Annotated in this window: 12 protein-coding genes and 1 other annotated feature; of the genes, 2 read left to right on the top strand and 10 right to left on the bottom strand. The window is 27.5% G+C overall.

The window, feature by feature from the left end; translation table 11 throughout:
* The 5 genes from D2A34_RS23770 to D2A34_RS27355 form a co-directional block, all read right to left on the bottom strand.
* A partial coding sequence (locus D2A34_RS23770; RefSeq protein ID WP_147357756.1) for a sulfide/dihydroorotate dehydrogenase-like FAD/NAD-binding protein occupies positions 1 to 714 on the bottom strand: 714 nt, incomplete at its 3' end.
* 318 nt (positions 715 to 1,032) lie between these two features.
* Positions 1,033 to 2,298: a sensor histidine kinase gene (locus tag D2A34_RS23765; protein ID WP_119368107.1), complete on the bottom strand. Its 1,266-nt coding sequence runs from the start codon at positions 2,296 to 2,298 to the stop codon at positions 1,033 to 1,035.
* A 30-nt stretch (positions 2,299 to 2,328) separates the two neighbouring features.
* Positions 2,329 to 2,454: a cyclic lactone autoinducer peptide gene (locus tag D2A34_RS27080; RefSeq protein ID WP_207652336.1), complete on the bottom strand. Its 126-nt coding sequence runs from the start codon at positions 2,452 to 2,454 to the stop codon at positions 2,329 to 2,331.
* A gap of 46 nt (positions 2,455 to 2,500) precedes the next feature.
* The gene (locus D2A34_RS23760) at positions 2,501 to 3,058 is read right to left on the bottom strand and encodes an accessory gene regulator ArgB-like protein (protein WP_079441683.1); all 558 of its coding nucleotides are present in this window, start codon (positions 3,056 to 3,058) and stop codon (positions 2,501 to 2,503) included.
* Positions 3,059 to 3,282: 224 nt separating this feature from the next.
* Positions 3,283 to 4,062, bottom strand: coding sequence for a sensor histidine kinase (locus tag D2A34_RS27355; protein WP_243128390.1), 780 nt, complete (start codon positions 4,060 to 4,062; stop codon positions 3,283 to 3,285).
* Between the two features lie 749 nt (positions 4,063 to 4,811).
* Between D2A34_RS27355 and D2A34_RS23750 the strand changes: the two genes are divergently transcribed.
* Positions 4,812 to 5,369: a class I SAM-dependent methyltransferase gene (locus tag D2A34_RS23750; protein WP_079441681.1), complete on the top strand. Its 558-nt coding sequence runs from the start codon at positions 4,812 to 4,814 to the stop codon at positions 5,367 to 5,369.
* Positions 5,370 to 5,668: 299 nt separating this feature from the next.
* Here the strand turns inward: D2A34_RS23750 and dut are convergent, their stop codons facing one another.
* The 3 genes from dut to D2A34_RS23735 all read right to left on the bottom strand — a co-directional run bounded on the left by dut (position 5,669) and on the right by D2A34_RS23735 (position 12,191).
* A complete protein-coding gene (dut, locus tag D2A34_RS23745) occupies positions 5,669 to 6,109 on the bottom strand; it encodes a dUTP diphosphatase (protein WP_079441680.1) in 441 nt (146 codons plus the stop codon).
* Between the two features lie 211 nt (positions 6,110 to 6,320).
* Positions 6,321 to 6,812 (bottom strand): prealbumin-like fold domain-containing protein, encoded by a 492-nt coding sequence (locus D2A34_RS23740; RefSeq protein ID WP_169896856.1) that lies wholly within the window; start codon positions 6,810 to 6,812, stop codon positions 6,321 to 6,323.
* Between the two features lie 90 nt (positions 6,813 to 6,902).
* On the bottom strand, positions 6,903 to 12,191 hold the full coding sequence (locus tag D2A34_RS23735) for a diguanylate cyclase (RefSeq protein WP_182629456.1): 5,289 nt from the start codon (positions 12,189 to 12,191) through the stop codon (positions 6,903 to 6,905).
* A gap of 261 nt (positions 12,192 to 12,452) precedes the next feature.
* Here D2A34_RS23735 and D2A34_RS23730 point away from each other — a divergent pair, with 261 nt between their 5' ends.
* On the top strand, positions 12,453 to 13,169 hold the full coding sequence (locus tag D2A34_RS23730) for a polysaccharide deacetylase family protein (RefSeq protein WP_079441679.1): 717 nt from the start codon (positions 12,453 to 12,455) through the stop codon (positions 13,167 to 13,169).
* A gap of 205 nt (positions 13,170 to 13,374) precedes the next feature.
* Here the strand turns inward: D2A34_RS23730 and D2A34_RS23725 are convergent, their stop codons facing one another.
* Together D2A34_RS23725 and D2A34_RS23720 are read right to left on the bottom strand one after the other, a co-directional pair.
* Positions 13,375 to 13,899: a tryptophan transporter gene (locus tag D2A34_RS23725; RefSeq protein ID WP_079441678.1), complete on the bottom strand. Its 525-nt coding sequence runs from the start codon at positions 13,897 to 13,899 to the stop codon at positions 13,375 to 13,377.
* 122 nt (positions 13,900 to 14,021) lie between these two features.
* Positions 14,022 to 14,255, bottom strand: a binding site (T-box leader).
* A gap of 45 nt (positions 14,256 to 14,300) precedes the next feature.
* On the bottom strand, positions 14,301 to 16,049 hold the full coding sequence (locus D2A34_RS23720; protein WP_079441677.1) for a putative bifunctional diguanylate cyclase/phosphodiesterase: 1,749 nt from the start codon (positions 16,047 to 16,049) through the stop codon (positions 14,301 to 14,303).
* Positions 16,050 to 16,085 lie beyond the last annotated feature (36 nt).

Genomic DNA, 16,085 nt, shown 5'->3' with positions numbered 1-16,085 from the left:
TCCAACTGTTACTCTACATGCGCCACACATGCCTGTACCATCAACCATTATTGGATTTAAGCTTACTGTTGTTGGAATATTTAATTCCTTAGTTAACATAGAAGTAAATTTCATCATTATCATTGGTCCAATGATAATTGCATGATCATACTTTTTACCTTGATTATTAACTAATTCTTTAAGCATATCTGATCCTGTCCCTTTAGACCCATATGAGCCATCATCAGTTGTCACATAAAGGTTTCCTGAAACTTTCTTTAATTCTTCTTCATATATTAATAAATCTTTGTTTCTGCTTCCTAAAATAACATCTACAGCTATTCCTTGTTCATGCATCCATTTCACTTGTGGGTATACTGGTGCTGCACCAACTCCACCTGCCACAAAGACTAAATTCTTCTTCTTTAATTCTTCTATATCCTCATGTATAAATTCACTTGGTACTCCTAATGGTCCAACAAAGTCAGCTACATAATCCCCTTCATTAAACGTAGCTAACTGCTTAGTTCCTTTTCCTACAGTTTGAAAAACTATAGTTACTGTTCCCTTTTCTGCATCATAATCCGCTATAGTTAAAGGAATTCTTTCACCCTTTTCGTCATTCTTTATAATAATAAATTGCCCTGGTTTTGCAGACTTTGCCACTCTTGGAGCTTCTATATCCATTAAAAATATATTATTTGTAAGCTCCCTTTTACTAACTATTTTATACATGCCTTAGCACCCCTTTTTATATTGTTAAGTTTAATCACTTTATTATATAGTTTACACTATTATTCTGAATTTTTAAAATACTTTTTCTGTATTACTATATTCAAAACTCATATTTATCAAATAAAACGTTCTCATATTGATGTACTTATAATTTTTTTTAAAAATAAATGGCAAGAAATATTTGCGTTTGCAAACATTCCCTACCATCATCTTTCTCTATGAATTATATAAGTTTTAGTAATCAGAATAACTAAAACTTATATTAGATTTCTTCAGCTATTGTTTGAAAATATTTATTTTAAATATATTTATGTCAATCTATGCACTTTGGACTATTGGAAGTATTATTTTAAATTCAGTTGATGTTTCAGTGCTTTTTACGTACACTTTTCCATTGTGACTCTCTACTAAATCTTTTACAATACTTAATCCAAACCCATGATTTTTATCATCATTTTCTTTAGTTGTGAAACCCACTTTAAAAATGTCCTTTAAATGATATTCTGGAATTTGGGGTCCATTATTTTCAATCTTTATTACCGCATTTCCTAAGTATTCATAGCTTTTTGCAATTATTATTCCTTCACCCTTCATTGCTTTAATTGCATTATTTACTATATTTGATACTATTCTATAGAATTCCATCTCACTCATATTTATTAATGAAAAATCACAATTCTCTTCTATTATTACATGTATTCCTGTCTCGATTGCTGGTTTTAATACCAACGATAGCATTGAATTATCACTTTTACTTACTTCCACAGCTGTTGGTGTCGATTCATTATTATTTATAATATCTTTGAGTGATCTCTTTAAATCATCAAACCGTTCCATTAAACAAAGTCCATATAAATAAGATATTTGCGCTCCATAATCGTGTTTGATTTTTCTAAGTTCACTATTCTTTAATTCTAATGATTCATTTAATCTATATATCTGTTGTGATTTTTGATGAACCTTCCAAAAATAAAGTAAAACTGCAACAAAAAATAAAAAAAACACTATATATATGATATTTTTTATTAGCTGACTTTTGTCACTTAATGCCAATAAATAAAATGTTATAATAAAATCCATTACCAAGCTCATAACCAAAAACACCATAGCGAACTTTTCATAGATAATGAATTTGTATATTTTCCTTATTCTATCTAAATGTTTGAAATACGCAAATAAGATGAACCATTCTGGAATATACATTATTAAAATTTTTTCATAATTAATATATTGTAATGGAAGCGTCCTCATGACATATTCAAAAATTAAGTTTCCAAATATAATTGCATATATTCCAATAATAACATAAATTATTGTGTATGCTGTTACTGCACTAAAAAAATTCTTTCTGTAGAATATAAATATTATAAATAGTGCTAACATATGAGGAATAAAAACTGCTGATGCTAAGTTATCTCCAAATGTCCCCGTGTAAAATTGACTAATTGCAAGAAATAGTAATGAAATAATTAATATTTTTACTTTATCTAATTTCTTATTCTTATCTACACAATATACTATTGTCCACGCCATTGCGATTGACTGCAGGACAGATGTCGCTACATCTATAATAATTAATTCCAATTTGCGCCCTCCTCGTTTTTAAAAACTAAGTTATCTTAAGTTTTTCATTGACTCAGGCATTTCTTCAACACCATGTCCACAAAATGATGCTGGCGCTAACGTAATCATTGAGTTAGAAATTCTCTTTAAAAACCCACCTATTAATTTTTTTATCATAAAAATCATCTCCCTTTAATTTACCTATTAAAATTATTAATTATTTCTAGCTTTCCCGCTTATTAAACATTAGTGCTGCATCAAATAGAAGTGTCCAAGTTATTATTGAATAATTATTACTATAGTAATATATACCTATAGATATTAATCCAAGCAATATTGATGTACTTAAACCTCTAATTCTATTCTTTTTTATCAATTGAGGGCGTGAAATTGGCATTTTGGAATTTATTACTGGAGCTTGATTCCATATACAAAATATACTAAGAAAAATCAAGATGCAATTACTTATAAAACTAAGATTACATTGCATACTTAATATCAAGATTCCAGCTGTTAATAGCACTGTGGCTATAAAACACTTGATTTGCGTCTCCTCATGATATCCTCCAATGAATGGTTTCACTATACACATTATCCCAGCAATAATAATAACTTTTTCAAAATAACCAAGCATTGAAAAAATAACTATTAAGGAAATCATTTTTATCAGCTCAAATGAAATGGTTACTAAGGCATATTGCATTCTTTCCAATTCATCTTTACTATAGTTATCATCTGTTGCTATACTATTAATAATTTTTTCAGAAATCCTTTTTACCATATTTATCTCACTTTTGAATTTTTTTCAAACTATAATAATATTATATCCTAGTTTTTATTCCTTTTCAACATATTCTCCCCATTTATATTGAAAATTTTACAAATAATGTAGATATATAAATCATTTTAGTTAAACAAAAATCAACGAAAATATCCCCCCTATGAATTCATTCTTAGGGGGGATATTTAAAAACTCGTATTATTAAGTTATAATCGCATCTATGATTATGTTGTCCGTTTGATTGGCAGAATTATTTTAAATTCGGTTGCAATATCAGTGCTTTTAACTTCTATTTTCCCACTATATTTCTTTACTAATTCTTGCACAATACTTAGTCCATATCCATGGTTTCCATCTTTATTATTCTTCGATGTATAACCTTGTTTAAAAATATCTTTCAAGATATTTTCTTCAATCTTTGGACCGTTATTTTCTATTTTTATAATGAATTTTTCAAGACATTCATAACTCTTTGCAATTATAATTCCTTGTCCATTCATTGCTGTTATTGCATTATTTACTATATTAGATACTATTCTATAAAGTTCCATTTCGCTAATGGCTACTAAGCTAAGATCACCTTTTTCTTCTACTATTACATGTATTCCTTCTTCTATGGCAGGTTTTAATGCGATAGATAATAATGAGTTTTCATTAGGGCTTACTTCCACTGCAGTTGCTATAGCTTCGTTAACATTAATAATATCCTTTAACGCTTTTTTCAAATCTAAATGCCTATCCATGAGACAAAGTCCATATAAATATGAAATTTGAGCTCCATAATCATGTTTGATCTTTCTAAGCTCATTATTTTTAGATTCTAAAGTTTCATTTAACTTAAATATTTGTTCCGATTTATTATGTATTTTTCTAAAATACAATAATACAACTACAAAAAACACAAAAAACATCACATATACAATATTTTTCATTAACTGGCTTTTGGCTCCGATTGTTAGCAAATAAAAAGTTACTATAAAATCCATAGCAAAACTGATTATCAAAGAATAAATTAATCCCCCCTCATTTACTAATACTTTATATACCCGATTAATCTTTTCAAAATATTTGAAGCATATAAATATTAATATCCATCCGGGAATATACATTATAAAAATGCTCGCTTGATTCATGTATTGAGGTGGTAAAATTTCTATTGTAGATGCGAAAATCACATTTCCAAATACAATAGAGTAGGTTATTATTATATTATACACTATGGTGTATGCCATCAATGCATTTCTTACATCCCTTCTATACATTAGTACTACTAGCCCTAGGGCTAATATATGGGTTAAAAAAACGATTATTGCAGGATTGTCAAGAAAAGTTCCGGAAAATGCTGTCCCTATAATGGTAAACATTAACACCATAAAAAACAATTTTAATTTGTTGGTTTCTAGTTTTTTATCCACACAATATATAAGGGCGTATGCAAATAGTAATGATTGTAATATGGAAGTTATTCTATCTATAATAATCAATGCCAAATCCCTCCAAATCAATTTATAATTATAATTTATCTTAAATTGATTATTGATTCAAGCACTTTTTCTACTAAATTCTACAAATATTTTATTACTTGGTAATATAATCATTTATATCAAGTATCTTTTAAATATAAATATTAATAATAATTCTTTTATGAACTTATTGTAGTGAACATTGAACGATGCTAACATAATATTGTTCATTTAATGAACTTGCTAAGTTATTTTTATTTAATCTAAATTTATTAGGAGGAAAGAGAATTATGGAAGATATGTCTTACTGGAAGGAAGTTTGGGAAAGAAAAGGGAATGGTAATACTAATTCTTTAGAAGAACTAGACGGATATGAAGATACTACTGCTGATGTAAAAGAAATAGCAAGACAGATTGTCGAACAAATGGATATTAAAGAAACTGATAAAATTTTGGAAGTTGCTTGTGGAGCTGGAGGATTAGCACAATATATAAAATGTGGAGAATATGTTGGCGTTGATTATTCTTCATCACTGGTTAAGAGACATATTGAGTTACTTAATAACTCTGTTTTACATGGAGAAGCAAATGACTTAATTTTCAAGGATAAAACTTTTGATAAAGTAATTTGTTTCGGAGCATTTCATTACTTTCCCAATCATGAATATTCCAAACAAGCAATTGCTGAATTAAAGAGAGTTGCAAAAGAAGCAATTTTTATCGGTGATTTGCCTGTTACATCACATAGAAAAGAGCACTTGCTTTATGACAAAAAAGATTTTGGTGAATGGGAAGTTATAGATGGATATTATAATCCATCTAGATTTAATGTTTATCTTAAATTATAGATTTCTACATGAAACTTAAATTTAAATATAATCAACCTAAATTGTATACATGCTTGTTTCATAGTACTATAAAAATAAGCAAAAAAATGCCTAATGTGTAGTCACACCATTTTTTTTAGCTTCACTAAAAATAGTGACAAGCAGTAAATGGAATAATCATTAGAGTAAACTCGACTGACGTTCATTCCCTGCTTAAGAACCTAGCCGGCTTATTTTAAACCTCTATTCCACAAGCACGTATCCAATTACTAGGTTGAGTATACCTTAATTTCTCATTGTAATCATTGCATAAATTATTATTATCTCGTTCCTGATGAACCAAAACCCCTTTCGCTTCTTTCAGTATCTGATAATTCATATGTTTCTATTATGTCAACTTTAAATACAGGTTTTATGACCATCTGAGCTATTTTCATTCCTTGCTCAACTTTAAATACTTCATTACCATGATTAATTATTATAACCCCTATTTCTCCTCTATACCCTTCATCTATAGTTCCCGGAGAGTTCAATGTAGTTATACCATTTTTTAATGCTAATCCGCTTCTTGGTCTTATCTGAGCTTCTGTGTTTTTAGGCAGCTCTATTTGTATTCCAGTATGTATTAATCCCCTTTCTCCCGGATTTAGAATTAATTCTTTTACAGCATATAAATCTAGCCCCGCATCGCCTTCATGGGCGTAACTCGGCAAAATAGCTTTATCATCAATTTTCTTTATTTTTAATGTATAACTTTCCATTTCGACACCTACTTTATTTAATAATATTATGATTATAGCTTAAATAAAGCAAAAAAATCTAGTATCTTATAAAATTTAATACACAACACAAAATTTATTACTCATAACTTTCTGTTATAATAGTTATGAATTGTAGATTATGCATTGTGCATTAATTATAGATATATTACTAAAATCAACTCAATTCTCATCTAAGAGTTTTATGTTTATTTTAAGGTATAATTTTTTTCACTCTATTTACTATTACTATTTTCTGATTTTTATTAATACTATCTATTATTATCTCATTCCAATTAATATATTTAGGTTTTTCAAAATATTTCTTATCAACAATTTCTATTATCCGATAACAACCGTCCTCAATTCCCGAAAAAACCGCTTTACCTTTATCATCAGTTGTCATAGATCTAATAAGAATTGGAGATAACCCATTTATCTTATATAGATTAATTTTTACTCCTTTTAAATATTCATGCTCTTCACATTCTAGAATTGATGTAACTTCAATTACTCCACCGCAAAGTTCTTTATTCTCCATTTTTTTATAGTTAGCATTTAATATATATTCTTGATCTTTTTCTTCATTTTCTTTACACTCTGCTGTTTTTATCATGCAATCTTCATTATAATTATTCTCTGATGATACTATAGCATTAATATTCTCCGTTTTTTTATTGTCGCCATTAGAAAGGATATCACTCATAAAAAGCTCCTCTTCGCTATTACTCTCTTTATATAATATGCTAAGGAACTTTTTATGTGCTTAACATTTACCTACTCTTAAAAATGCATTTTAATAAAAGATTGGAATTCCTATATCAGCAAAACAGTTTAATAAGTTGTAATCATTGCATGTAAATTCTTTTTTATTAACTGAAACAGAAAGATAGAAAACCGCTAAAACTTCACCATTACATATTACTGGAGTTATACAAACTGATTTCCAATCTGGTATTCCATATTGATTATAATGATCCATACTCTCCCAATCTATTAGGTACATCCCCTTTTCTTCTTCTATAATTTGATTAATTAACTTAAAATTAAATTTTTCACCTGTATGCAGCCCGTCTTTAGCTCTCAATTTGCTATATATATTGATTATTTTTTTATCTTTTAGTATAAATACCGTAGCTGTTTCACAGTCAATAACCTTCATAACTTCCAGAATAAATTGATAAATCTTTTCTTGCTTATCAGCTTTAACCTTAGATATATTAGCAACTTCCTTAAGAATTACAGCTAAATTATAATCTCTTGTAGCATTACCTGATAGGACTCCTGTCAGCTCATTATTAGTATAATTACTTATTCCGTAATCATTCTCCCAAACAATACATCTATTTTTCCCTTCGTATTTAGCCTTATATAGAGCTTGGTCCGCTCTCCCTATTATTTCTTCACTGTTCACTGATTCATTTGCACTCAATGCAATTCCCATACTAATAGTAACATTTCTTTTATCACCTAGTATCTTTGCTTCTTGCACATTTTTTCTGATTTTCTCAGCCATATTCAAGGCTTTTTCTTTGTTTGAATCAGGTAAAAGCACAATAAACTCTTCGCCTCCGTATCTGCCTACAACATCTCTCTTCCCAATACATTTCTTTACCTCTTTTGTCAATTTAACTAGAACTTCATCCCCTGTCTGATGTCCATATCTATCATTAACTCCTTTAAAGTCATCAATATCAAACATCATTACTGCAAATTCACTTTTTTCTAACCTTGCACTATCTAACATATAAAGTAATGATTCTTCGAAATATTTTCTGTTATACACCCCTGTAAGTTTATCCAAAGTTGAACTTATTGTGAGATTATATTTCTCTAATAAAAATATTAGAAACGGTCTAAATTGTTCTATTGTCTTCCTTGATTGCTGATTTATATAATTCATTGCATTATTAGTAATTAAAATTAATCTTGCATTGATTCCAGATGTACTATTTATATATCTCTCCCTGTTTATTATTTTCATATACATGCAAGATCTCATCCCATATTTTAATATGTTATCTTCTAATTGATAAATCCTTGTATCATTGTTAGAGATAACAAACACATCTTCATCAGAGTCAACCTTCAAAGAGAAATATCTATTTATTTCATTTTTATCACTAATTCTATATGTGCATATAACATCATTTTCGCCCTCATTATTTTCTATTACAATCATGGCTTTATCTGCTAAAGTTAATCTTGCCATATATTTAATTACATTTTCTAAATCACTAATAACATCAGTAGAAAATCTTTCAAAGACCTTATATATATCACTTAAATCATTGTAATAACATTTTTCATATATATTCTGAGCTAATTTAAATATAGATTTATTTCCTAATATATTAGTTAAATCTAATTCTTTCAGTAAAATGTCTATTTCTTCATATTTCTTTATACTTTCAATTAATTTAAATTTCATATTAATTGCTAGATCATCATTTAGACATTTTATAAATAACTTACGAGTTTCTATAAAATTACTATTATTTAAGTACAAAAGTTTATCGTTTTCCGGTAATGAATTCACTGTATCTATATGCAACGCAATAGACTCATAATAATAATTCATTGCCAAGGCATCGCAATTAAGTTCACTATATTTGGTTCCAATCATTGCATATATATCTGCTTTAGTCTCTTGGTTATTTATAAACGCGCATATTCTTAATGCTTTATTTATTAAAAAATTATAGTAATTCTTACCTCTAAAATTTAATTCAAGGTATATATATATACCTTCCATATTATAGTCTCTTGGATATTCATTTAGATTTAAGAATAACTCTTCTGCAAATTTTTTATATCCTAATAGTAAAATCCGTCTAATTGCATTTATCTTAATCCCAAGTTCGACATCATGATTTAGTATTTTTTTTATATTTTCATCCAGTTTACCGTATACATTTTTAATAGCATCTTCATTTTTGCATTTATGAAGCATTAATTCGTAATAGTTGCAAATTATAATTTTATAATTAAAGTTCTTTGCATTAAATATTAATGCATAAATACCTTTAAGATAATCATATGCCAAATCATAATTACAGACTAGTAAGTTATACAAAGCATATATATAATTTGTATTGATAACTTCCTCTTCTAGCAATTTAAGTCCCTTTTGCATTTGCTTCATTAAATAATAATACTTTACTGCTAAATTAATTCTTCCTAAATTTATATATAATAGACATAATCCACTACAAATACTAAATGAGTATTGATCTACACCTTCCTCTTGCTCTCTTTCCAATGCCCTTAATAAATACTCTTCTGCTAAAGAATACTTTTTTTCTTGGTTATATATATTGGCAATATAAATTAAGCTCAATATTTCTTTTTTATATACCTTGTATTTATTACTAAGCTTAGCTAGATCTAAGTATTGTTCTAGAATTATCTCATTACGTTCTCCTTCCTCCTTGCAAATAGACGCATATAATATCCTGCTATATAACTCACCATTAATATTATTATTACTTATAAATATTTCAACTGCATTCAAACATAAACTTTTAGATTCTTGATAGTCCCCTTCTTTTATATATGCACTTGCAAGGGTAGTGTTCACCCATCCATAAATATCCTCTTTAATATTATTTTCTTTACATATTATTAATGCTTTTTCTGCACAATTTAAAGTTAATTTATGATTATATTCTAGTCTATTTTTTAATGCTAGTGCGTAATAGTAATATACTTCACCCTTTGGATAAAAATCTCTATCTAGTAACCTTCGGACACAATTTAATGAATATTCGACTTCTGTATTAATATCATTAATATTGTTAATTTGAATAATTATTAATTCAAGTAATGTATATATTTCAGTCTGCATTTCATCATCTTGTATAGAAAATTGATTTGCCTTCTCAAAATATTCATAACTTTTTTCGTGCTTAGAATTCTTTTCATAAAGCTTTGCTATATTTATCGCTATTTCACTTCTATTTAATACATTTGGGTATTTTAAAACTTTTTTGTAGTATGAAATAGACTTTGTTATATCTCCTAATAAATCCTGAGCTTTCGCGTACTTTAAAGTATAAAATGCTGCCTTTTCATAATTGTTACTTCTTTCAAGATGAATTAAAAATTCTTCTATATAATAATCTGTTTCAAACAAAATATCTTCCATAAAAATAGATGCATTGGAATGTAAATTTTTTTTCTCTTCTTCACTCAATTTTAGATATACTACATTTCTCAATAAGTTATTAGTAAAGCCAATAAGAATTCCTTGATCACTTATTTTGTCTGCAAGAAATCCATTTAATTTTAATTTTTTATATGCAATTACATCATCTACTTCTGTTATAATGTTCTCTAAAATAATTTTCTCAGATAATGGATTTTCAAATATTGATAATTTTTTAATAACCTCTATTTCTTTTTCTTCTAATGTGGAAATACTTGTTTCCAATTTATTCTCAAGGGTTTTCGGTATTAGTATATCCTTTGATTTAATATCAGCTTTCCACTTACCGCTGTCTCCATCAAAATATAAAGATTTATTCTCATGCAGTTCCTTTATCACATCACTTATATATTGAGGATTTCCTAAAGTCTCAGAATATATTTTTGTTGATAGTTTATCTATTTCGCAATTTGTATTAAGCATGCTTTTAATCATTTTAGTTGTGTTATATTGATTAAAATAGTTTATTTTATACTCTTCGTATTGCTCATCACCTTTAAGTTCATTCATAAATCTTAATTTTTTTTCATCCCATCTACTTTCATTCATAGAAAATATTATCATGGTATTCTCTAGATTATTATTTAAGAAGGCGATATATCTAATAAATAGTTTAAAAACTTCACTTCTTTCATCTAAATCATCAATTATTATAATGAATGGTTTGGTCATGGTATATTCGCTAACAAATCTTCCCATTCTATTAATTAACTGATAATTTTGTTTTCTTTCACTAGAAACCGGATTATTTTCAATTAATATAGATATAAATTTTTTTATATAAATTTCATATTTATCTTTTAAAGTTTTATCTACCTTATCAAGGATGTAATTTACTATATAATTATATTTTTCCTCTTTATCTAAGTTAATGTTTATAAGATCATTTATATAAATTATGTCCTTGAAATACTTATTAGAAAGCCTATACCTAATTTCTTCCAATAACCGACTTTTACCACTACCATCCTCACCATTAAAAGCTATGATCTTATATTTTTCTTTGCTTTCTAATATTTTTTGAAAGTTTTTCTCTACTATTTTCAACTCTTCTTCCATTCCAATTGTATCTAAATTGTCCTGGATTTTAACTAAAGCATCATTAAAAAATAATTTATATTCTTTCTTCATTTTTTTGTTTATATCTTTTATAAAATGTTTAATGTTAAATGACTTATTTATAGAATTTACTCGATTATACATCTTTTTCACATAATTTAATTCAATAAGTTGCGACTGTAATTCTTCTTCTCTGAAAATATGGTTAAACAACTTAACGACTTGTCCTATATTATCTTTATTTGCATTTCCTTCATCTTTTGCTTCCATACTATATTGGTAAGGTAGTGAATTTATAGTTGAGTTTAATAAATTAAACTTCCGTAATTCGTTCTGCAATAAATTCCTTATTTCTATTGTGACATTATTTCTCGAAGTAGGTATCAATCTTATATCTTTTATTGTAATATCATCAAAGATATATCCTTGCATATTTAATGTATTTATAGCTGCACATAATTCCATAAATATGTCAAGTTTTTTCAGAGGTGTACATTTTCTAAGATAAGCTTGCGTATCTATCTTAGACTCAGTATACTCCATCAAATATCCATATTGAGGTCTATTCAATTTTATTCCATTCATGCTATAAATTACTTCGATACTAATAATATTAGTAATATACTTAAAATTAAGATTTTTAATAGTTTTAAATTTACTTAGTAAATATTCTCTTGTTTTTTCATATGTAAAATCGTTCTTTAAAATACATAATGCATATCTTTCATTCTTTTCCAGATCAAAAACTAAATAATTCGAAAAGTTTTCTTCAATATTTAATTCATATTCAATTTGATACTTATTATTTATATTCCTCACTATTGATTCATCTCTTTTCTTTATGTCTATATTTTACCAATATAATATTACTATACCATATTCTAGCATCGGAATAAGTATATTGCAATCAGAAGATATACATATATTCAAGGTGATTTTTCATTTCTTTTATAAGCTCTTTTTTACTAATTTTTTTGCTCTTTTTAACTTACTCTCTTAACTGTTTCTTGGTCATATAAATATAATTATAATTTTAGGACATAATACTTTTGTAGAAAATCTATATATGAAGGTGATTATATGTATCTAAAATTATTCAAAAAATTAATTTCAATTGTTTTAATCATAATTAGTATATTGGGCTATGAAAAAACGATGTTAATTGATGCTCACGCAGATGAAAAGAAAATAGTGTATCTAACTTTTGATGATGGCCCTGCTGGAAAAGTTACTAAGGATGTCTTAGATATATTAAAAAACGAGTCTGTACCCGCGACCTTTTTCTTAATCGGAAGTCAGATTAAGGGGCAAGAAAGCTTAGTAAAAAGAATATTTAATGAAGGTCACTCCCTTGGACTTCATAGTATGAGTCATAAGAAATCTTCTCTTTACTGCTCTAATGAATCATTTTTAAAAGAAATGCTCGATACTCAAGAAACTATTAACTCAATAGTTGGTATTAAGCCAAATATACTTAGATTCCCTTTTGGATGTAATAACAATGGCTATAAACTATCTCAATCTATGGTTGATTTACTTCATAAAAACAACCTAAAAATATATGATTGGAATACGGATAGTGGTGATGGAGAGCATCCAAATGCAAATCCAAGCAGATTTATACGAAATTCTAAAACCGATAAGGAACATGTAGTACTTTTAATGCATTGTGCATATATGAGCAAGAATTCTGTAAAAGCTCTACCAACTATAATTAAATATTATAAAGATAATGGATATGAATTTAAAGTAATAGATGAAAATACTCCTGAAGAATATCATTTTATAAAAAAGTAACAATTATTTTCAAAAATATTTCGTTACATTGCCTATTAGAAACATAATTTAATATTTCATATTATTATTCTTATTGTATTTCATCTTTAGCGTTTAAATAAAAAATAGATAATAATAAAAGGTAAATTGAGTAATACTTGTTCGTACAAAACTCAATTTACCTTTTATATATTTATTATTAAATTATTACTGTTTAATATTCTATTTAACTATTTACTGCATAAGCACCAGTAACTGAAATAGTTTTTTGAACAACTTTAAATAATACAATACCTATAACTACATTTAATCCTGCAGTTGGAAGAACTACAGCATAAAATAATGTGCTAAATTTATCGATTGGCAATCCACCAAGAGTCATTAAAGCTGTTAAGAAGATTGTCCCACTAAGTGCTGTCCCAAATGGTAATAGTATGCTAATTTGTAGCAGCTTACTGATTCTTTCTCTTAATGGAACTAGAACTAAAAACATTATATTAGAAGTTAAGAACTTATCAATAATGTTAGGCAGTTGTCCACCTGGAGTTTTGGTTGTTAATGCTGCAAAAACACCTACAATAATTCCACATACTAATGTAGTTTTATAATCCTTATTATATACTATTATAATAAATAAAATTGCTAATGATAAATCCGGTTGCATTGGTACCCCTAATAAAGGCGTAAGTTGATGTAATATTGCTCCTATAGCTATTAGAATTGCATTTGTTACCATTTTTTTTGTGTTCATAATAAAAGTCCCCCTTATTAATTCTTGCTTAATACTCTATATTTAAGTCGAAATCACTTTCTTTCACAACATACTTATCACACCCCAATATATAAAAATATAAAAAAACTCCGTCCTATAATTAATAGGACGGAGATTATCCGCGTTGCCACCTAGATTGCATAAAATGCCTCTCATTTCAGATACAAAAAATATCTTATTCGCTATAACGTGCGACTTACGACTAAACTACTCTCAAAAGATTTCATCTCGCTCCTCAAAGGCCCATTCATCACTAACTGCCGTACTGAAATCTCACCATCTTCAGCTCTCTTTAACTTTGTTTCATGATTACTATCCCTTTTCATAGGATTTAATTTATGATTCTATAATATACCCTTATACTAATTTTGTCAATATTTTTACGAAATTTCTTTTCCAATTATATTTCTTATTGCTTCAAACATCTTAGGTTTACTGAAATAATATCCTTGTACAACATCACAAAGTATAGATTTCAAATACTCAACTTGTGATTTCTCTTCTACCCCTTCTGCTACTACCTCTATTCCTAACTGATGGGATAAATTAATTATGTTCTCTACGATGCATTTACTTTTAGGATTGTTCATCAAATCAATTACAAAACTTCTATCTATCTTTAATACATCAATCGGTAGTTTAGTTAAATAATTTAGCGAAGAATAACCCGTTCCAAAATCGTCTAATGCTATACTTACACCTAATTTTTTAATTTCCTGCAGGATTTTAACATTTCTATCAAAAGATTTCATAAGCATACTTTCCGTAATCTCGACTTCAATATATTTAGGATGTATTCTATATTTCTTTATTAAACTTTTAAAATCCGATAAAACAACGTCTTCTCTAAGCTGCATCTCTGATAAATTTACTGCTATCTTAAAATTATCATTTCCTTCATTTAAAAGGCATTTTGTTTTCTTAAATACTTCTTCAAGTACAAAGCTGCCGATTGGAACTATCATCTTGGAACTTTCAGCAATCGGGATAAATTCAGCTGGACTTACCGATCCAAATTCGTGACTTTCCCATCTAGCCAGCGCTTCAAATCCATTAACTAAAGAATCGTCTAACGATACCTTAGGCTGAAACATAACATAAAATTCGTTATTTTGTAGAGCAGTCCTTAACCCTTTTTGCAAACCATATACTCTATTTAATTCAACTGAAAGACTATCATCAAAAAAATCGCACTCATTCTTCCCATTTTTCTTAGCCTCATACATTGCAGCATCTGCATTCTTTAATAGAGTATTATAGTCAATTCCATGATCCGGAGATAATGAAACACCAATACTTGCTGTTAAATATATTTTCTTTCCATCAACTATATTCGGTTCCTCAAAAGATTTTGTTATTTTATTGCATAGAACTACTATCTCTTGAATATCTATAATATCAGGCTTAAATAGTAAAAAAGTATTACCACTATATCTCGACACTAATATATCTTCTGTGACTGCTGATACTAGACTATATCCAACTTCCCTTAGTAATAAATCTCCAAAATCATGGCCAAAGGAGTCGTTTACATACTTAAAATTATCTAAATCAATTATTATCAAGGCTGCTCTTGTATTATTTTCAACAACATTTCTTAATGAATTAGCTACTATATTTTTGAAGAAATATTTATTAGGCAATCCTGTAATTCTATCACATTGAATAATGGAATTAATTGTTTTGTTAAGTGCTGATACCTTCCATTTATTCATCCAAGAATTTTTATTATTCTCCCCATGCAAATCCCCTAAGCAGTAACTACCACCGATCAGATAATATTTATTATTGTTTTTTACCACCTTGCCGGCAAGAATACACTCAATAATTTTATTATCTACGCTTATTATCCTGAATCGTTGCTGCAGTTGCTCTCTCTCATCATAACTTCTTTCAAGATTTTGAGCAAAAAAGTTCAGTATATTCTCCCTATCTTCCTTTTCCACAAATCGTACAAATTGATTTAGACTATAATTTGTGACATCATATTCTTCTATAATATTTATTATTTTATCATCAACTATTAACTTAAATTCCGAGGGGTCCCAAATCACGCCAATTCCACTAATATCTGTGGAATTAATTATTTCATCATGATTTAGATTTAATTTAAATTCCTCTCTAATCATATCAATACAATCCTTCGCATAATATCTAATTTAAAT

Source organism: Clostridium chromiireducens (assembly GCF_003575225.1).
In the GTDB taxonomy this organism is placed as follows: domain Bacteria; phylum Bacillota; class Clostridia; order Clostridiales; family Clostridiaceae; genus Clostridium; species Clostridium chromiireducens.
Note: the sequence above shows the minus strand (reverse complement) of the source record. Positions and strands in the feature narration are given on the sequence as shown.